We start from the raw sequence: 19,916 nt of genomic DNA, 5'->3' as shown, positions 1-19,916 counted from the left end.
ATTTTTCATGCATAACCAGGCTCCGATTCAACGTAGAAAATCGAAACGGATTTACGTTGGGAATGTGCCAGTCGGCGATGGGGCACCTATCGCCGTCCAGTCGATGACCAATACGCGCACCACGGATGTGGAAGCAACGGTCAACCAAATCAAAGCATTAGAGCGTGTAGGCGCGGACATTGTTCGCGTCTCAGTGCCCACGATGGATGCCGCAGAGGCGTTCAAGCTGATCAAACAGCAGGTCAGCGTGCCGCTGGTTGCAGATATCCACTTCGACTACCGTATCGCGCTGAAAGTTGCTGAATACGGCGTTGATTGCCTGCGTATTAACCCGGGCAACATCGGCAATGAAGAACGCATTCGCATGGTGGTTGACTGCGCCCGCGACAAAAACATTCCAATCCGTATCGGCGTAAACGCCGGCTCTCTGGAAAAAGATCTACAGGAAAAATATGGCGAGCCAACGCCGCAGGCGCTGCTCGAATCCGCCATGCGTCACGTCGATCATCTGGATCGTCTTAACTTCGATCAGTTCAAGGTCAGCGTAAAAGCCTCTGACGTTTTCCTGGCCGTTGAATCGTATCGCCTGCTGGCAAAACAGATCGACCAGCCTCTGCATCTCGGGATCACCGAAGCGGGCGGCCTGCGTAGCGGTTCGGTGAAGTCTGCGATCGGCCTGGGCCTGCTGCTCTCCGAAGGCATCGGCGACACCCTGCGCGTCTCGCTGGCGGCGGATCCGGTAGAAGAGATCAAGGTCGGTTTCGATATTCTGAAATCGCTGCGTATCCGCTCGCGTGGGATCAACTTCATTGCCTGCCCAACCTGTTCGCGTCAGGAATTTGACGTGATCGGCACGGTGAATGCCCTGGAGCAGCGTCTGGAAGACATCATCACCCCGATGGACGTCTCCATCATCGGCTGTGTCGTGAACGGTCCGGGTGAAGCGCTGGTCTCAACCCTGGGCGTAACCGGCGGTAACAAGAAAAGTGGTCTCTATGAAGATGGCGTTCGTAAAGATCGTCTGGATAATAGCGACATGATTGACCAGCTTGAAGCCCGCATCCGCGCCAAAGCCGCGATGATGGACGAGACACAGCGCATCAGCGTTCAGCAGGTTGAAAAATAACGTGATGGGAAGCGTGCCGCTTCCCATGTATGATTGAACCCATTCTTTGGGTTTTTTTTGTATATAGAAAGAGAATAAACGTGGCAAAAAACATTCAAGCCATCCGCGGCATGAACGATTACCTGCCTGGCGAAACCGCCATCTGGCAGCGCATTGAAGGCACGCTGAAGCAGGTGCTCGGCAGCTACGGTTACAGCGAAATCCGTTTGCCGATTGTAGAGCAGACCCCGTTATTCAAACGCGCGATCGGTGAAGTAACCGACGTGGTTGAAAAAGAGATGTACACCTTTGAGGACCGCAACGGCGACAGCCTGACCCTGCGTCCGGAAGGTACGGCGGGCTGCGTACGCGCCGGCATCGAACATGGTCTTCTGTACAATCAGGAGCAGCGCCTGTGGTATATCGGCCCGATGTTCCGCCACGAACGTCCGCAGAAAGGTCGTTATCGCCAGTTTAACCAGCTGGGTGTGGAAGTCTTTGGCCTGCAGGGCCCGGACATCGATGCCGAACTGATTATGCTGACCGCTCGCTGGTGGCGCGCCCTCGGTATCTCTGAGCACGTTTCGCTGGAACTGAACTCAATCGGTTCTCTGGAAGCGCGCGCTAACTACCGCGATGCGCTGGTGGCGTTCCTGGAGCAGCATAAAGAGAAGCTGGACGAAGACTGCAAACGTCGCATGTACAGCAACCCGCTGCGCGTGCTGGATTCCAAAAACCCTGATGTTCAGGCGCTGCTGAACGATGCCCCTGCGCTGGGTGACTACCTGGACGACGAGTCTCGCGAACACTTTACCGGCCTGTGCAAGCTGCTCGAAGCGGCGGGCATTGCCTACACCGTGAACCAGCGTCTGGTGCGCGGTCTGGACTACTACAACCGCACCGTGTTTGAGTGGGTAACCACCAGCCTCGGTTCTCAGGGCACCGTGTGTGCCGGCGGCCGTTATGACGGTCTGGTTGAGCAACTGGGTGGCCGTGCGGCGCCTGCGGTTGGCTTCGCGATGGGTCTTGAGCGACTTGTTTTGCTGGTTCAGGCAGTTAATCCGGAATTTAAAGCAGATTCCGTTGTCGATATATACCTGGTGGCTTCAGGCGCGGAAACGCAGTCTGCGGCGATGCAGCTTGCCGAATGCGTGCGCGATGCGCTACCGGGCGTTAAGCTGATGACCAACCATGGCGGCGGCAACTTCAAAAAACAGTTTGCTCGTGCCGATAAGTGGGGCGCAAGTATTGCACTGGTGCTGGGCGAGTCCGAAGTGGCTAACGGCGAAGTGGTAGTAAAAGACCTGCGCTCTGGTGAGCAGACAACGGTAACGCAGGACGGCGTTGCGGCGCACTTGCGCACTCTATTGGGCTAAGGAGAAAGACGGCGTGGAAATGTACGAGAACGAACACGATCAGGTCGACGCGATTAAACGCTTCTTTGCTGAAAACGGCAAAGCGCTGGTTGTTGGGGTTATTTTAGGTGTGGGTGCGCTGGTGGGCTGGCGTTACTGGAACAACCATCAGGCGGATTCCGCGCGCGGCGCGTCCCTGTCCTATGAAAATACCGTTAGCGCGATTCGTGCCGACCAGCCGCAAACGCTGGCTGCGGCAGAGAAATTTGCGGCTGACAACAAAAACACCTACGGTGCACTGGCAGCACTGGAAGTGGCTCAGCAGTACGTTGATAAAAACGAACTGGATAAAGCCGCTGCTCAGTTGTCTCAGGGCCTTGCTGCTGCCAGCGATGAAAACCTGAAAGCGGTGATCAATCTGCGCCTGGCACGTATTCAGGTTCAGCAGAAAAAAGCTGACGACGCGCTGAAAACGCTCGATACCATCAAAGGCGAAGGTTTTGCTGCCATCGTTGCCGATCTGCGCGGTGAAGCACTGCTGAGCAAAGGTGACAAAGCGGGCGCGCGTAAAGCGTGGCAAGCTGGCGTAGAGAGCAAAGCGTCACCTGCGCTGAGCGAAATGATGCAGATGAAAATAAATAATTTGTCCGTCTGAGAGGGACCCGATGCAATTGCGTAAATTACTTCTGCCAGGACTGCTTTCTGTTACGTTATTAAGTGGTTGTTCACTGTTCAGTGGCGAAGAAGACGTTGTGAAAATGTCCCCACTGCCGACGGTTGAAAACCAGTTTACCCCATCCACCGCGTGGGATGTCTCCGTGGGCAGTGGGATTGGTGATTTCTATTCCAACCTTCATCCTGCGTATGCAGACAGCGTTGTCTATGCCGCTGACCGCAAAGGTACCGTGAAAGCGGTGAACGCCGATGACGGGAAAGAAGTGTGGTCCGTTAACCTGGCGGAAAAAGACGGCTGGTTCTCCCGTAAACCTGCACTGCTGTCTGGCGGCCTGACCGTTTCCGGTGGTCACGTGTACGTGGGCAGCGAAAAAGCGCAGGTTTACGCGCTGAATGCCAGCGATGGTTCTGTTGCATGGCAGACCGCTGTAGCCGGTGAATCCTTGTCACGTCCGGTCGTGAGCGACGGGCTGGTGCTGATCCATACCAGCAACGGCCAGCTTCAGGCGCTGAATGAAGCGGACGGCCTGGTGAAATGGACCGTTAACCTGGATATGCCTGCGCTGTCTCTGCGCGGTGAATCCGCACCTGCAACCGCATTTGGCGCTGCCATTGTGGGTGGTGACAACGGTCGCGTGAGTGCCGTGCTGATGCAGCAGGGCCAGATGATCTGGCAGCAGCGTATCTCGCAGGCCACTGGCTCAACGGAAATCGACCGCCTGAGCGACGTAGACACTACCCCGGTTATCGTTGACGGTGTGGTTTACGCCCTGGCCTATAACGGCAACCTGACCGCGCTGGACCTGCGCAGCGGCCAGATCATGTGGAAACGTGAGCTGGGCTCTGTGAATGATTTCATCGTGGACGGTAACCGCATCTATATGGTTGACCAGAACGATCGCCTGCTGGCGCTGAGCACCGAAGGCGGCGTGACGCTGTGGACGCAAAGCGATCTGCTGCACCGTCTGCTGACCGCGCCAGTGCTGTACAACGGTAGCCTGGTGGTTGGCGACAGCGAAGGCTATATGCACTGGGTTGATCCAGAGAATGGCCGCTTCGTGGCGCAGCAGAAAGTGGACGGTTCAGGCTTCCTGACCGACCCGGTTGTGGCTGACGGCAAACTGCTGATTCAGGCAAAAGACGGCACGCTGTACGCGATCACGCGTTAATTACCCGGCGGTTGTAGTATACTAAACGGCTCCTGTTCACTCAGGAGCCGTTTTGACATTTTTAAAAACGCCGCGAATGCGACGTTTATTTGAATTTTATGAGGCTTCAAACATGGTACCTGTGGTCGCGCTTGTCGGGCGCCCTAACGTTGGAAAATCCACTCTTTTTAACCGTTTAACACGCACCCGTGATGCGCTGGTTGCGGATTTCCCGGGGCTGACGCGTGACCGTAAGTACGGTCGTGCAGAGGTGGAAGGACGCGAGTTCATCTGTATTGATACCGGCGGTATTGATGGCACAGAAGACGGCGTTGAAACCCGCATGGCGGAACAGTCCTTGCTGGCGATTGAAGAAGCGGATGTCGTGCTGTTCATGGTAGATGCGCGCGCTGGCCTGATGCCGGCGGACTCCGCAATCGCTAAGCACCTGCGTTCTCGCGAAAAGCCAACTTTCCTGGTGGCGAACAAAACTGACGGCATCGATGCCGATCAGGCTATCGCGGACTTCTGGTCTCTGGGCATGGGGGATATCCACCCGATTGCGGCATCGCATGGCCGCGGTGTGACCAGCCTGCTGGAAACCGTTCTGCTGCCGTGGGTGGACGAAGTGAACCCGCCGGAAGAGGTGGACGAAGACGCCGCATACTGGGCGCAGTTCGAAGACGGTGAAGAGGGCGAAGAAGAAGAGCCTGAGGATGACTTCAACCCGCAGGATCTGCCGATCAAGCTGGCTATCGTCGGTCGTCCAAACGTAGGTAAGTCTACGCTTACTAACCGTATTCTGGGTGAAGAGCGCGTGGTGGTTTACGACATGCCGGGCACTACGCGTGACAGCATCTACATCCCGATGCAGCGCGATGAACGTGAGTATGTCCTCATCGACACCGCCGGTGTACGTAAGCGCGGAAAAATCACCGACGTGGTGGAAAAATTCTCCGTTATCAAAACCCTGCAGGCGATTGAAGATGCCAACGTGGTGCTGCTGGTCATCGACGCGCGCGAAGGTATCTCCGATCAGGATCTCTCTCTGCTCGGCTTTATCCTCAATAGTGGGCGCTCACTGGTCATCGTCGTCAACAAGTGGGACGGCCTGAGCAATGAAGTGCGCGAGCAGGTGAAAGAGACCCTGGACTTCCGTCTGGGCTTTATCGACTTTGCCCGCGTGCACTTTATCTCTGCGCTGCACGGTAGCGGCGTCGGTAACCTGTTCGAATCCGTGCGTGAAGCCTACGACAGCTCCACCCGTCGTCAGAGCACCGCCATGCTGACCCGTATCATGAATATGGCAGCGGAAGATCACCAGCCGCCGCTGGTGCGCGGTCGTCGCGTGAAGCTGAAATATGCCCATGCCGGTGGCTATAACCCGCCAATCGTGGTGATTCACGGCAACCAGGTGAAAGACCTGCCGGATTCCTACAAGCGCTACCTGATGAACTACTTCCGTAAATCGCTGGACGTGATGGGCACGCCTATTCGTATCCAGTTTAAGGAAGGGGAAAACCCGTTCGCCAACAAGCGCAACACCCTGACGCCGAACCAGATGCGTAAGCGTAAGCGTTTGATTAAGCACATTAAGAAAAGCAAATAATCATTGCCGATCTCACAAAGGCCCGCGTTTATCGCGGGCTTTTTTTGGCCCAATCATACCGGCGGTTCTCTCTGTGTGATGTCAATCACTATTCACTCCCAACCATCTTTAAATCCAGAAAAGTAGACAATCGTCGAATTTTCATCTTAAAGTCCCTGGTCCGGTACTAGACAAAACTAGCGACTGGTTATCAAATGGTTAACTAACTTTTCGCCGCATGTAAAAAATCGGTCAGATACGTAACTGGCCGGCGTACCTGCTGGTGTTTACAAGCACGACACATACCTTTCGGGAGAATTATGCAATCCTCTGTTAATCAAAAAGAGAGCCGAACCTTCTTCGGCCATCCTTATCCGCTCGGTTCGCTGTTCTTTACCGAGATGTGGGAGCGTTTCTCGTTCTACGGCATTCGCCCGCTGCTGATCCTGTTTATGGCCGCCACCGTCTATGACGGCGGGATGGGCCTGGCGCGTGAAAACGCCTCGGCGATTGTCGGTATTTTTGCCGGTACCATGTACCTGGCCGCGCTGCCGGGCGGCTGGCTGGCGGATAACTGGCTCGGCCAGCAGAGAGCCGTCTGGTACGGTTCGATTCTGATCGCGCTCGGCCACCTGTCGATTGCGCTGTCGGCCATCATGGGCAACAACCTGTTCTTTATCGGCCTGATGTTCATCGTGCTCGGCTCTGGCCTGTTCAAAACCTGTATCTCGGTGATGGTCGGCACCCTGTATAAAAAAGGCGATGCACGTCGTGACGGCGGTTTCTCGCTGTTCTACATGGGCATTAATATGGGCTCGTTCATCGCCCCGCTGATTTCCGGCTGGCTGATCAAAACCCACGGCTGGCACTGGGGCTTTGGTATTGGCGGCATCGGGATGCTGGTGGCGCTGATTATCTTCCGCGTGTTTGCGGTTCCGGCGATGAAGCGCTACGACAGCGAAGTCGGTCTGGACTCCACATGGAACAGCCCGGTGGTGAAGCGCAACGGCGTGGGCGTCTGGCTGCTGGCGCTGGCGGCAGGCGTGGCAACGCTCGTGACGCTGATCGCGCAGGGCGTGATTGTCATTAACCCGGTCGCGGTAGCCAGCGTGCTGGTCTACGTAATTGCGGCGTCCGTTGCCCTCTACTTCATCTACCTGTTCATCTTCGCGGGCCTGAACCGTAAAGAGCGCGCCAGGCTGCTGGTCTGCTTTATTCTGCTGGTCTCCGCCGCGTTCTTCTGGTCCGCGTTTGAGCAGAAGCCAACCTCGTTCAACCTGTTTGCCAACGACTACACTAACCGCATGATCGGTGATTTTGAAATTCCGGCGGTATGGTTCCAGTCGATCAACGCCCTGTTCATCATCCTGCTGGCCCCGGTGTTCAGCTGGGCATGGCCAAAGCTCGCGAGCATGAACATTCGCCCGAGCAGCATCACCAAGTTTGTTATCGGTATTCTGTGTGCGGCAGCGGGCTTTGGCCTGATGATGCTGGCGGCACAGAACGTGCTGAGCAACGGCGGGGCGGGCGTGTCGCCGTTCTGGCTGGTGGGCAGTATCTTAATGCTGACGCTGGGTGAGCTGTGCCTGAGCCCGATCGGTCTGGCGACCATGACCCTACTGGCGCCGGAGAGAATGCGCGGCCAGATGATGGGGCTGTGGTTCTGCGCCAGCGCGCTGGGTAACCTGGCGGCGGGCCTGATTGGCGGTCACGTGAAGGCCGACCAGCTGGATATGCTGCCGGATCTCTTCGCGCGCTGCTCCATCGCGCTGCTGATTTGTGCCGCAGTGCTGATCGTCCTCATTGTTCCGGTGCGCCGCATGCTGGAAAATGCGCAAACTAAACCGGCAGCTAGCGCCTCATAAACCTCTGTGTGCCGGGGCAGGCGTTATGCCCCGGCACTGTACTTCCTGAGGTGAAACCATGCAGTTAGGATTTGTTGGTCTTGGTGCGGTAGTGGAAACAGCGTATCTGCCCGCACTACGTAATCTGTTCGATGGCGCTGTTCGTTGTTTCGGTTTTGATGTTCTCCCCGCAAAGCACCCTGAAGGCGTTACGCGCTGCGCCTCGCTTGCGGCGCTTTTAGCCACCCCGCTGGATACCCTTTTTATTACCACCGCATCGCTGCACCACCTTGAGGTGCTTGAGCTGGCGATTGCCTCGCCGGTTCCGCGGATTGTGATTGAAAAACCGATTGTCGCCACGCTTCCTCAAATCGAAAAACTCAACGCGCTGCTGGCAACGCCCGGCGTGGCGTCCCGCGTGCTGGCGCTCGACCACTGGATGGCGCGCATCGAAACGGTGAAGCGGTCGCTGGTCGGCCATGTATCTGACATTGCCAGAATCGAAGGTTTTTTGCAGGAGCCGAGCGGATATAACGCCGCAGGGGAACCCATCGCGCTCAATTTCGCGACCGGAGAACCGGATACCAGAACGCTTCGCCACCCGGACGGCGTGATTCTGGATATCGGAACGCACGTGCTGGCGATGCTGCGTGAAACGCTGCGTTATCTGGGCGGTCAGGACGATATGACGCTGCAGGTGGTAACGGCTAAAGACCGCCTGGGCCACGATATCGCAAAGGGTGACCAGACCACCGCGGAAGGCGAGGCGCACTTGCAGGGAACCATCAGCGGCGTGCCGGTGGGCATCTGGCTTAATAAATACGCGGGACCCGCGGGCGGGCAAAAGGGCCTGCGTCTCTATTTACGCGACGGCCGCATTATCAACTACGACCGACGCGGCGCGGAAGATGTGCTGGAGCTAGTTAAAGGTAAGAATATTCAGCGCTGGTATATCCCCGGCACGATCTACGAACGCTGTCTTGCCGGTCATATTCTTGGCGCAAACAGTCTGTTTGAGCGCGATCCGCAGGAGGTGAGCCGCACAACGCGCCGCAGGATCGATGAGGTGGCGCTGCTGCTGACCTTGCAGCAACAGTTGCGTGGCCCGCACTAAAGACGTGGTAAAATTATCGCAGACCTGAACGCCCTGAAGGAGACACCATGACCATTACCTGCCCGGATTGCCAGGCACAGCTTGAACCCCTGAACGGGGCGGCGCACTGCGACAGCTGTAATAAAGATATTACGCTCGAAGCCCGCTGCCCGGAGTGCCATCAGCCACTCCAGGTCTTAAAGGCCTGCGGGGCGGTGGACTATTTCTGCCAGAACGGCCACGGCTTAATTTCTAAAAAGCGCGTGGAGTTTGTTCCGGCCGAAGATTAATCGCACACGCAGTCTTCGCCTTTTTTCCACAGCTCGACCAGCGACTCGGGCGCTTCCTGCTCGGGTACCAGCACGATGATATCGGCATAGTGCGCCTGATTTTGGCCGGTCCAGATAATCTGGATACGGAAATAGCGCTGGTCACCGCTGCCGGGTGACGACGTCTGACCCGGCGGCTGACCGCGTGGAAAGGCCTGCTCCAGGATGCTCACCAGGCGCTGGCGCTGGGCCTCATTAAGCGAGGAGAGCGCGATGGTACGCTGGCCGCTCAGCTTAGGAATAAAAGCGACGCCGCCTTCCCGGGCCAGCTCAACCACGGCGTCATCCGTCAGTTCCGGAACCTGCATTTACAGCACTCCCACCTGTTCCCAGGCCTGTTTTATCGCCGCCCCGACGTCGCTACCGGAACGTTTCTCTCCGTGCGCTATCGTCAGTTTTGCGAAGGCATCAAAATCCGCATCCTGCGCCAGATTGCGATCGCAAACCGTGTCGTACCAGGCATAACCGGCTTTTTCCCAGGCGTAACCGCCGATCGCCGTCGCGGCCAGGTAAAACGCCCGGTTGGGGATGCCGGAGTTAAGATGGACGCCGCCGTTATCCTCGCGCGTTTTGATGAAATCTTTCATGTGCGCGGGCTGCGGGTCTTTGCCGAGCAGGGGATCGTCGTAGGCGGTGCCGGGTTCAGACATGGAGCGCAGCCCTTTGCCGTTAATGCCCGCGGCCAGCAGCCCTTCACCAATCAACCAGTCTGCTTTATCGGCGGTTTGCTTGAGATGGTACTGTTTCACCAGCGAACCAAACACGTCTGACAGGGACTCATTCAGCGCGCCTGACTGTTCGAAATAGATTAGCCCGGCTTCGGTCTCGGTGACGCCGTGGCTCAGCTCATGCGCCACCACGTCGATGGCAATCGTAAAGCGGTTAAAGATCTCCCCGTCGCCGTCGCCAAACACCATCTGCTGACCGTTCCAGAAGGCGTTCTGATATTCCCGACCGTAATGCACGGTGCCGGTCAAAATCAGCCCCTTATTATCGAGCGAATCGCGCTGATATTCTTTCCAGAAGAAATCATGGGTGATACCCAAATAATCGTACGCCTCATCCACGGCCACATCGCCATTCGACGGCTGGCCCTCGTAACGCACCTGGGTACCCGGCAGCTCCTGGGTCTGTTTCGCATCGTAGATATCGCGCTCAAGCTGACCGGCTTTATTCACGTGCGGCGCGGCGGGTTTGCCCGGCATATGCGCCATCAGCGTCTGGACGTGGGTTAAGGTCTGACGGGCATAGCGCTGCTGCGGTTCGGAACCGCTTTCGATAATACGACGAAGAATATAAGGGGGAATAACGCTACGAAGATGGGACATGCTGCTCTCCTTATTAAAAAAGGGAATAGCAGCAGTATAGTAAGTAACCGGCGAAGTATTATCCGGTTTTGCGCTGACGCGTCTTTTTCACCGGTTTAATTGATTTCACTTCGCTTTCCACCCAGCCGTCAGACAGGCGGGTGGTAAGAACGTCACCGGTGTTCACCTGTTTGGTTTGCTTCAGCACTTTGCCGTCCGCTGCCGTCGTTACGCTATAGCCGCGCGCCAGCGTGGAGAGGGGGCTGACGGCTTCCAGATGGGTCACCGCGTTGCCAAAACGCTCACGTGTGGTGCTCAGGCGCGCCCGGAGAGTCTCCGCCAGACGATATTCCAGCTGCTGAATGCGCGTTTGCGCACGATAGATTTTCGGCTGCGGATTCTGCTGGTTCAGGCGCTGGGTCACACGCTGCTGGCGCGTCACCGCGCGCTTAAGCTGATTATCAAGCGCAAAGTTCATGCGCTGACGCAGGCGTTCCAGCACGGTCTGCTGACGCGCCAGACGAAGCTGCGGGTGCTGCTGCTGAAGACGGTGATGAAGCTGGGTAAAGCGGCGGGTACGGTTGGCAAGGAAGTAGTCCATCGCCATCTCAAGACGCTGCTGGCCGTTCTGAAGCTGACGCAGCAGCTCCAGCTGGTTACGGCTCACCACTTCCGCCGCCGCGGACGGGGTAGGCGCACGCAGATCCGCAACAAAATCCGCGATTGTCACGTCCGTTTCATGCCCGACGGCGCTCACCACGGGGATCTCGCTTGCAAAGATTGCCCGCGCCACGCGCTCGTCGTTAAAGCTCCACAGGTCTTCCAGCGAGCCGCCGCCGCGCCCGACGATCAACACGTCACACTCCTTACGCACATTTGCCAGTTCAATGGCGCGTACAATCTGGCCTGGCGCATCGTCACCCTGAACGGCGGTCGGGTAGATAATGACGGGCAGGGAAGGATCGCGACGCTTCAGTACGTGCAAAATGTCGTGCAGGGCGGCACCGGTTTTCGAGGTGATGACACCCACGCAGTGGGCAGGTGAGGGCAGCGGCTTTTTGAACTGTTGGTCGAAAAGTCCCTCTTCGGAGAGCTTCGCCTTTAACTGTTCATACTTTTGCTGCAGCAGGCCTTCGCCCGCGGGCTGCATGCTCTCAACGATAATTTGATAATCGCCGCGCGGCTCATACAGGGTGATATTGGCGCGAACCAGAACCTGCTGGCCGTGCTGCGGACGGAACGTCACGCGACGGTTGCTGTTGCGGAACATCGCGCAGCGCACCTGGGCGGTATCGTCTTTTAAGGTAAAGTACCAGTGTCCGGAAGACGGCTGCGTGAAGTTTGAGATTTCACCGCTGATCCAGACCTGCCCCATTTCCTGCTCAAGCAGCAAACGCACCGTCTGATTAAGGCGGCTGACAGTATAAATTGAGGGGGATTGAGAGGATAACATGTGAGCGGGATCAAATTCTAAATCAGCAAGTTATTCAGTCGATAGTAACCTGCTGAGAGGCATTCGCAAGCATTTTTTCAAAAAAGTGTAGATGCAATCGGTTACGCTCTGTATAATGCCACGGCAATATTTAACCACCCAGGTCAGAGATATTGCCCATGCTACGTATCGCTAAAGAAGCACTGACGTTTGACGACGTCCTCCTCGTTCCCGCTCATTCCACCGTTCTGCCGAATACTGCCGACCTCAGCACGCAGTTGACGAAAACCATTCGTCTGAACATTCCTATGCTCTCCGCGGCAATGGACACCGTGACTGAAGCGCGCCTGGCTATCGCCCTGGCACAGGAAGGCGGCATTGGCTTTATCCACAAAAACATGTCTATCGAGCGTCAGGCGGAAGAAGTTCGCCGCGTGAAGAAGCATGAGTCCGGCATCGTGTCCGACCCTCAGACCGTTCTGCCAACCACTACCCTGCACGAAGTGAAAGCCCTGACCGAACGTAACGGCTTTGCCGGCTACCCGGTAGTGACCGAAGACAATGAACTGGTGGGCATCATCACCGGTCGTGACGTGCGCTTCGTGACTGACCTGAACCAGCCTGTCAGCGTCTATATGACGCCAAAAGAGCGACTGGTGACCGTCCGCGAAGGCGAAACTCGCGACGTGGTGCTGGCGAAAATGCACGAAAAACGCGTTGAGAAAGCGCTGGTTGTGGATGCGAACTTCCACCTGCGCGGCATGATCACCGTTAAAGATTTCCAGAAAGCAGAACGTAAACCGAACGCCTGTAAAGACGAGCATGGCCGTCTGCGCGTCGGCGCTGCCGTAGGCGCGGGTGCAGGTAACGAAGAGCGCGTTGACGCGCTGGTGGCGGCGGGCGTTGACGTCCTGCTGATTGACTCCTCTCACGGCCACTCCGAAGGCGTGCTGCAGCGTATTCGCGACACCCGTGCGAAATATCCTGACCTGCAGATCATTGGCGGCAACGTGGCGACGGGCGCAGGCGCTCGCGCACTGGCGGAAGCCGGCTGCAGCGCGGTGAAAGTGGGTATCGGCCCTGGCTCCATCTGTACCACCCGTATCGTGACCGGCGTGGGCGTTCCGCAGATTACCGCGGTTTCTGACGCGGTTGAAGCGCTGGAAGGCACCGGTATTCCAGTTATCGCTGACGGCGGTATCCGCTTCTCTGGCGACATAGCTAAAGCCATCGCCGCGGGCGCTGCTGCCGTCATGGTAGGCTCCATGCTCGCTGGTACCGAAGAATCCCCGGGCGAAATCGAACTCTACCAGGGCCGTTCTTACAAATCTTACCGTGGAATGGGCTCCCTGGGCGCGATGTCCAAAGGTTCCTCTGACCGTTACTTCCAGACCGATAACGCTGCTGACAAACTGGTACCGGAAGGTATCGAAGGCCGCGTGGCCTATAAAGGCCGTCTGAAAGAGATCATTCACCAGCAGATGGGCGGCCTGCGTTCCTGTATGGGTCTGACCGGCTGTGGTACCATTGACTTGCTGCGTACCAAAGCGGAATTCGTACGCATCAGCGGTGCGGGTATCCAGGAGAGCCACGTTCACGACGTGACGATCACCAAAGAGTCCCCGAACTACCGTCTGGGCTCCTGATAAGTTTCCGCGCCCGGCTTCTGCCGGGCGCTTTGTTTTGTTTCACTTGCCTCGGAATTAGCGTCAATGACGGAAAACATTCATAAACATCGCATTCTCATCCTGGACTTCGGTTCTCAGTACACTCAGCTGGTGGCGCGTCGCGTACGTGAACTGGGCGTTTACTGTGAACTGTGGGCCTGGGATGTCACGGAAGCACAGATTCGCGAATTCAATCCAAGCGGCATCATCCTGTCCGGCGGCCCGGAAAGCACCACCGAAGAGAACAGCCCGCGCGCGCCGCAGTACGTGTTCGAAGCGGGCGTGCCGGTATTCGGCGTCTGCTACGGCATGCAGACCATGGCGATGCAACTGGGCGGCCACGTAGAAGGCTCTAACGAACGTGAGTTCGGCTACGCGCAGGTTGAAGTTGTCACCGACAGCGCGCTGGTGCGCGGTATCGAAGACTCCCTGACCGCAGACGGCAAGCCGCTGCTGGACGTGTGGATGAGCCACGGCGACAAGGTTACCGCCATCCCATCCGACTTCGTGACCGTTGCCAGCACCGAAAGCTGCCCGTTCGCCATCATGGCGAACGAAGAAAAACGCTTCTACGGCGTGCAGTTCCACCCGGAAGTGACCCACACCCGTCAGGGTATGCGCATGCTGGAGCGCTTCGTGCGTGACATCTGCCAGTGTGAAGCCCTGTGGACCCCGGCAAAAATCATCGACGACGCCGTTGAGCGTATCCGCCAGCAGGTTGGCGATGACAAAGTGATCCTCGGCCTCTCCGGCGGCGTGGACTCCTCCGTCACCGCGATGCTGCTGCACCGTGCCATCGGCAAAAACCTGACCTGCGTCTTCGTGGACAACGGTCTGCTGCGTCTGAACGAAGCGAAGCAGGTCATGGACATGTTCGGCGACCACTTCGGTCTGAACATCGTTCACGTGGAAGGCGAGCAGCGCTTCCTGGACGCGCTGAAAGGCGAAAACGATCCGGAAGCGAAACGTAAGATCATCGGTCGCGTCTTCGTGGAAGTGTTCGACGAAGAAGCGCTGAAGCTGGAAGACGTGAAGTGGCTGGCGCAGGGTACCATCTATCCGGACGTGATCGAGTCTGCGGCATCCGCCACCGGCAAAGCGCACGTCATCAAATCTCACCACAACGTGGGCGGCCTGCCGAAAGAGATGAAGATGGGTCTGGTTGAACCGCTGCGCGAGCTGTTCAAAGACGAAGTGCGTAAGATCGGTCTGGAACTGGGTCTGCCGTACGACATGCTCTACCGTCATCCATTCCCTGGTCCGGGTCTGGGCGTGCGCGTGCTGGGCGAAGTGAAGAAAGAGTACTGCGACCTGCTGCGTCGCGCGGACGCGATCTTCATCGAAGAGCTGCACAAAGCTGACCTGTACAACAAAGTGAGCCAGGCGTTCACCGTGTTCCTGCCGGTTCGCTCCGTCGGGGTAATGGGCGATGGCCGCAAGTACGACTGGGTTGTTTCCCTGCGTGCGGTGGAAACCATCGACTTCATGACCGCGCACTGGGCGCACCTGCCGTATGACTTCTTAGGCCGCGTGTCTAACCGCATCATCAACGAAGTGAATGGTATTTCCCGCGTGGTGTATGACATCAGCGGTAAGCCACCGGCTACGATTGAGTGGGAATGATTTCCCTCTGAATTAACACCCAAACCCTCTGCCTGCGCAGGGGGTTTTTTTATTGCCTTATTTCCCTTCACCCAACCTGTACGCCAGCGCCACCACCAGCGACTGCACCAGGCACAGCGTCGCCGACTGGGAGCGGAACGCATCCACCTGCGCCTCTTTCACCACAAAGCAGAGATCGCTAAACGTCGCCAGGGGGCTTATCTGGCTGTCCGTAATCACGATCTGCCGGGCGCCGACGCTGGCGGCGGTTTCGCTGACCATCACCGTCTCTTCCGCGTACGGCGAGAAGCTGATCGACACCACGATGTCGCGCGCCTTAATGCGGCTGATTTGCTCGCGCAGCATCCCGCCCATGCCGTCGAGCAGGATAGGGCGGCACTCCAGGTGGCTCAGGGCGTAGGTGAGGTAGGCCGCGACGCTAAACGAGCGGCGCAGTCCGGCGATGTAGATAGTGTCGGCGTCGGCCAGCAGCTGTACCGCGCGCTCCAGCATTTCCGGCTCGGCGCGGGCGGCCAGCTGCTGCAGCGCCTGCGCGTTCGAGCGGGCGAACTCCTGCAGAATATCGAGCGGCGTTTCCGGCACGGCCTCGCTCTCCATTTCGCGGAACAGCCGCGCGCGGTCGCTGTAGCTGGCAGTCTCCTCCACCAGGTTCATGCGAAACAGCTGTTTCATTTCGTTGAAGCCGGTGAAGTCAAAGGCGTTGGCAAAGCGGATCAGCGTCGAAGGCGGCACGTCGGCGCGCTCGGCAATGACGGCAACCGTATCAAAGGCCACGCTGTTGGTGTTATCCAGCACGTAGCGGGAGACCTGCTGCAGCCTCTTGCTCAGGCTATCGTAGCGATCGCGGATTTGCTGCTGCAGTTCGTTCAGGCTGGTTGCTGTCGTCATGTTATCTCCCAAATACAGTCTGATGATTCTAAACGCAAAACCGCGTCTTTTAAATGTCGGCCATCCATCTGGCAGCAAAAATGAAACAGAAGCTTCAGTCATTTCCTCGCCCGAAATCCCTTAATAGCGCACGCAGCGCCAGTGTTGCTGGCTGTTAACATAAAAATCCATCCTTGATCACAATAATCATCATTTATTTTATTTCAACTTAAAATGGAATATTTGTTTCATATATAGTGTCCAGTACACAGCGTTCAGGTAACAGTCACGTATCAACAGCGAGAGGTTAAGGATGGAGACGGTAGCGAATTTTATTCACGGCGAATGTGTCACCGGTTCAGGCCAGCGCGTTCAGGCGATCTTCAACCCGGCCACCGGCGAGCAGATCCGCCAGGTGGTGATGAGTACGGCACAGGAAACGGAGCAGGCGATTGCCGCCGCGCAGCAGGCGTTTCCCGCGTGGGCGCGCCAGGCTCCGCTTAAGCGCGCGCGCGTGATGTTCCGCTTCAAGGCGCTGCTGGAAGAGAACATGACGCGCCTGGCCCGCATCATCAGCGAAGAGCACGGCAAGGTTTTCTCCGACGCGGTGGGCGAACTGACCCGCGGCCTGGAAGTGGTGGAATTTGCCTGCGGTATCCCGCATCTGCAAAAGGGTGAACACTCTGCGAACGTCGGTACCGGCGTCGACAGCCACTCGCTGATGCAGCCGCTCGGCGTCTGCGCCGGGATCACGCCGTTTAACTTCCCGGCGATGGTGCCAATGTGGATGTTCCCCATTGCGCTGGCGACCGGGAATACCTTCGTGCTGAAGCCGTCGGAAAAAGACCCTTCTCTCGCGCTCGCGCTGGCGCAGCTGCTAAAAGAGGCAGGCCTGCCGGACGGCGTCTTCAACGTGGTGCAGGGGGATAAAGAGTCCGTTGACGTGCTCCTGACCGACCCGCGCGTACAGGCGGTGAGCTTTGTCGGCTCCACGCCGATTGCCGAATACATTTACCAGACCGCCTCCGCCCAGGGTAAGCGCTGTCAGGCGCTGGGCGGCGCGAAAAACCACTGCATTTTAATGCCGGATGCCGACATGGAGATGGCGACCAACGCCATCATGGGCGCGGCCTACGGCGCGGCGGGGGAACGCTGCATGGCGCTTTCAGTGGTACTGGCGGTGGGGGATAAAACCGCCGATGACCTCTGCACCCGGCTGGAAAAACAGATTGAAGCGCTGCGCGTCGGGCCGGGGCTGGACCAGACACCGGAAAACGAAATGGGTCCGCTTATCTCCTCCGCGCACCGCAGCAAGGTGCTGGGCTATATCGACAGCGGGGAAGCGCAGGGGGCGAAACTGCGCGTGGACGGGCGCGGCTTCAGCGTGAAGGGCCACGAGCAGGGCTACTTCGTCGGGCCGACGCTGTTCGATAACGTCACACCGGAGATGACCATCTATAAAGAAGAGATTTTTGGCCCGGTGCTTTCTGTGGTGCGGGTAGCAGATTACGCCAGCGCGGTGGACCTCATTAACCGCCATGAATATGGTAATGGCTCGGCGATCTTCACCCGTGACGGCGGCTGCGCGCGCCGCTTCTGCGAAGAGGTGCAGGCGGGCATGGTGGGGGTCAACGTGCCGATCCCGGTGCCGATGGCATTCCACAGTTTCGGTGGCTGGAAGCGTTCCATCTTTGGCGCGCTCAACGTACACGGCAACGACGGCGTGCGTTTCTACACCCGAATGAAAACCATCACCGCGCGCTGGCCGGAAATGCAGCAGGAGACAGGCGCTGCGTTCTCCATGCCGACGCTGGGCTGACAGGAGGCATTATGCAAACCGAACGTATGACCATGGCCCAGGCGCTGGTCCGGTTCCTGAATCAACAGTACGTCAGCGTTGACGGCAACGAAACGCCCTTCGTGGAGGGCGTGGCGACGATCTTTGGGCACGGCAACGTGCTGGGTATTGGCCAGGCGCTGGAGCAGGATCCCGGTCATCTGAAAATCATGCAGGGGTGCAACGAGCAGGGCATCGCCCACATGGCGACGGGATTTGCCAAACAGCACCGCCGCCAGCGCATATTTGCCGTCACCTCCTCGGTCGGGCCTGGCGCCGCCAATATGGTCACGGCGGCGGCCACCGCCACGGCGAACCGCATCCCACTTTTACTGCTGCCGGGCGATATCTACGCCAGCCGCCAGCCGGACCCGGTGCTGCAGCAGATCGAGCAGTATCACGATCTCAGCATCAGCACCAACGACTGCTTCCGTCCGGTTTCCCGCTACTGGGACCGCATCAACCGCCCCGAGCAGCTCATGAGCGCCATGCTAAGCGCGATGCGAACGCTTACTGACCCCGCAGATACCGGAGCGGTGACCCTCTGTCTGCCGCAGGACGTGCAAGGGGAAGCATGGGACTACCCGCTAAGCTTCTTCGCGCGTCGGGTGCACCACATCGAACGCCGTCCGCCCGATCCGCAGAGACTGGCGCAGGCGCGGGCGCTGATCGCCCGCAAGCGCCGTCCGCTGGTGGTGTGCGGCGGCGGCGTGCGCTACTCCGGCGCGCATGAGGCGTTTCGCGAATTTGTCGAGACGCTGCAGCTGCCGTTTGCCGAAACGCAGGCCGGGAAGGGGGCGCTGGTTAGTGACCACCCACTTAACCTCGGCGGCGTAGGAGTGACGGGCGGAATGGCCGCCAACCAGCTCGCGCCACAGGCTGACTTAGTGATTGGTGTCGGCACGCGCCTGACCGACTTTACCACCGGCTCCAAGGCGCTCTTTTCCCATCCGGACGTCGAATTCCTGCTGCTTAACGTGGCCGAGTTTGACGCCCTGAAGCTGGACGCCACCGCGCTGATTGCCGATGCCCAAACCGAGCTCCAGGCCTTAACCCACGAGCTCGGCGATTACCGCAGCGGCTGGGGAGAGGCGATCGCCCAGGCGAAATCCGCGTGGCGCGATGAGTGCCGCCGCCTGTGGGATCGCCAGTGGCATCCGGACGACGCGCCCGAAGTGGCGGGGCATTTGGACGCGCAGCTGGCGGAATACGGCGAGACGCTCAACACCCGCCTGACCCAGACGCGGGTGCTGGGGCTGATCAATCAGCATGTGGAAGATAACGCCATCGTGGTGGGCGCGGCCGGTTCGCTGCCGGGAGATTTACAGCGCCTCTGGCAGGTCAAAACGCCGGACAGCTATCACCTGGAGTACGGCTACTCCTGCATGGGCTACGAGATTGCGGCGGCCATCGGCGCGAAGCTCGCCCGCCCCGGGCAGCCGGTTTACGCCATGGTGGGGGATGGCTCCTACATGATGCTGCACTCCGAGCTGCAAACCGCCGTACAGGAGGGCATTAAGGTCACCGTTCTGCTGTTTGATAACGCCAGCTTCGGCTGCATTAACAACCTGCAGATGGGTCACGGGATGGGCAGCTTCGGCACGGAAAATCGCCATCGCAACCCGGAAACCGGGCGGCTTGACGGGCCGCTGGTGAAAGTCGATTTTGCGCAAAACGCGGAAAGCTACGGTTGCCGCGCGTGGCGGGTGAACGACGAGCAGAGCCTGCTGGCGGCGCTTGAGGCGTCACGCGCCCATCCGGGCCCGACGCTGCTGGACATCAAGGTGCTGCCGAAGACCATGACCCATGACTACGCCTCGTGGTGGCGAACCGGTGATGCGCAGGTGGCAGAGTCGTCTGCCGTGCGTGAGGCCGCGGAGCAAACGCAGGCGCAGGTGAAAAAAGCCCGTCAGTATTGAGTTTTCCTGTCTTAACGAAATTTTCATTTCATTTTCCCCTCACCCTAACCCTCTCCCAAAAGTGGAGAGGGGATGGGGTGGTGCACTCTTTTCTCCCTCGCTCCTTTGGGGTGTACAGTCCGGGGAC

16 protein-coding genes are annotated in these 19,916 nt (G+C 58.3%); 12 read left to right on the top strand and 4 right to left on the bottom strand.

Annotated elements, in window-relative coordinates; translation table 11 throughout:
* Window positions 1–7: 7 nt before the first annotated feature.
* The 8 genes from ispG (at window position 8) to IM273_RS04745 (ending at window position 9,098) form a co-directional block, all read left to right on the top strand.
* Entirely contained in the window at window positions 8–1,126 is a 1,119-nt protein-coding gene (ispG, locus tag IM273_RS04780) for a flavodoxin-dependent (E)-4-hydroxy-3-methylbut-2-enyl-diphosphate synthase (RefSeq protein ID WP_025757688.1), read from the top strand.
* An 80-nt stretch (window positions 1,127–1,206) separates the two neighbouring features.
* The gene (gene hisS, locus IM273_RS04775; protein WP_193051241.1) at window positions 1,207–2,481 is read left to right on the top strand and encodes a histidine--tRNA ligase; all 1,275 of its coding nucleotides are present in this window, start codon (window positions 1,207–1,209) and stop codon (window positions 2,479–2,481) included.
* 13 nt (window positions 2,482–2,494) lie between these two features.
* Complete coding sequence (locus tag IM273_RS04770; RefSeq protein WP_028014059.1) at window positions 2,495–3,115, top strand: YfgM family protein; 621 nt, start codon at window positions 2,495–2,497, stop codon at window positions 3,113–3,115.
* 10 nt (window positions 3,116–3,125) lie between these two features.
* Window positions 3,126–4,304 (top strand): outer membrane protein assembly factor BamB, encoded by a 1,179-nt coding sequence (gene bamB, locus IM273_RS04765; RefSeq protein ID WP_028014058.1) that lies wholly within the window; start codon window positions 3,126–3,128, stop codon window positions 4,302–4,304.
* 112 nt (window positions 4,305–4,416) lie between these two features.
* Window positions 4,417–5,892, top strand: a complete 1,476-nt coding sequence (der, locus tag IM273_RS04760; protein WP_028014057.1) for a ribosome biogenesis GTPase Der — start codon at window positions 4,417–4,419, stop codon at window positions 5,890–5,892.
* 299 nt (window positions 5,893–6,191) lie between these two features.
* The gene (locus tag IM273_RS04755; protein ID WP_041908728.1) at window positions 6,192–7,736 is read left to right on the top strand and encodes a peptide MFS transporter; all 1,545 of its coding nucleotides are present in this window, start codon (window positions 6,192–6,194) and stop codon (window positions 7,734–7,736) included.
* Between the two features lie 58 nt (window positions 7,737–7,794).
* Window positions 7,795–8,829 (top strand): oxidoreductase, encoded by a 1,035-nt coding sequence (locus IM273_RS04750; protein ID WP_028014055.1) that lies wholly within the window; start codon window positions 7,795–7,797, stop codon window positions 8,827–8,829.
* A 47-nt stretch (window positions 8,830–8,876) separates the two neighbouring features.
* Entirely contained in the window at window positions 8,877–9,098 is a 222-nt protein-coding gene (locus IM273_RS04745; protein WP_193051239.1) for a zinc ribbon domain-containing protein, read from the top strand.
* On the opposite strand, the gene IM273_RS04740 is transcribed toward IM273_RS04745, so the two are convergent.
* From IM273_RS04740 to xseA, 3 genes are read right to left on the bottom strand one after another with little or no spacing between them, the layout of a single operon-like run.
* Entirely contained in the window at window positions 9,095–9,445 is a 351-nt protein-coding gene (locus IM273_RS04740; protein WP_028014053.1) for a protealysin inhibitor emfourin, read from the bottom strand. The two genes, IM273_RS04745 and IM273_RS04740, sit on opposite strands and share 4 nt — an antisense overlap.
* Window positions 9,446–10,465: a M4 family metallopeptidase gene (locus IM273_RS04735; RefSeq protein ID WP_028014052.1), complete on the bottom strand. Its 1,020-nt coding sequence runs from the start codon at window positions 10,463–10,465 to the stop codon at window positions 9,446–9,448. It lies immediately after the preceding gene.
* A gap of 58 nt (window positions 10,466–10,523) precedes the next feature.
* Window positions 10,524–11,897, bottom strand: a complete 1,374-nt coding sequence (xseA, locus tag IM273_RS04730) for an exodeoxyribonuclease VII large subunit (protein ID WP_059358571.1) — start codon at window positions 11,895–11,897, stop codon at window positions 10,524–10,526.
* Window positions 11,898–12,055: 158 nt separating this feature from the next.
* Between xseA and guaB the strand changes: the two genes are divergently transcribed.
* Both guaB and guaA read left to right on the top strand, forming a co-directional pair.
* Window positions 12,056–13,522 (top strand): IMP dehydrogenase, encoded by a 1,467-nt coding sequence (gene guaB, locus IM273_RS04725; protein ID WP_069733435.1) that lies wholly within the window; start codon window positions 12,056–12,058, stop codon window positions 13,520–13,522.
* A 66-nt stretch (window positions 13,523–13,588) separates the two neighbouring features.
* Window positions 13,589–15,166: a glutamine-hydrolyzing GMP synthase gene (gene guaA / locus IM273_RS04720; protein WP_003860599.1), complete on the top strand. Its 1,578-nt coding sequence runs from the start codon at window positions 13,589–13,591 to the stop codon at window positions 15,164–15,166.
* 57 nt (window positions 15,167–15,223) lie between these two features.
* On the opposite strand, the gene IM273_RS04715 is transcribed toward guaA, so the two are convergent.
* A complete protein-coding gene (locus IM273_RS04715; RefSeq protein ID WP_008502123.1) occupies window positions 15,224–16,054 on the bottom strand; it encodes a MurR/RpiR family transcriptional regulator in 831 nt (276 codons plus the stop codon).
* A gap of 292 nt (window positions 16,055–16,346) precedes the next feature.
* Here IM273_RS04715 and IM273_RS04710 point away from each other — a divergent pair, with 292 nt between their 5' ends.
* Together IM273_RS04710 and iolD are read left to right on the top strand one after the other, a co-directional pair.
* Window positions 16,347–17,852: a CoA-acylating methylmalonate-semialdehyde dehydrogenase gene (locus tag IM273_RS04710; RefSeq protein WP_193051237.1), complete on the top strand. Its 1,506-nt coding sequence runs from the start codon at window positions 16,347–16,349 to the stop codon at window positions 17,850–17,852.
* An 11-nt stretch (window positions 17,853–17,863) separates the two neighbouring features.
* On the top strand, window positions 17,864–19,789 hold the full coding sequence (gene iolD, locus IM273_RS04705; protein ID WP_193051235.1) for a 3D-(3,5/4)-trihydroxycyclohexane-1,2-dione acylhydrolase (decyclizing): 1,926 nt from the start codon (window positions 17,864–17,866) through the stop codon (window positions 19,787–19,789).
* Window positions 19,790–19,916: the final 127 nt, after the last annotated feature.

The organism is Enterobacter cloacae complex sp. P13B (assembly GCF_014895915.1).
In the GTDB taxonomy this organism is placed as follows: domain Bacteria; phylum Pseudomonadota; class Gammaproteobacteria; order Enterobacterales; family Enterobacteriaceae; genus Enterobacter; species Enterobacter bugandensis.
The sequence above is the reverse complement of the archived record's forward strand: the minus strand, read 5'-3'. Positions and strand labels throughout refer to the sequence as shown.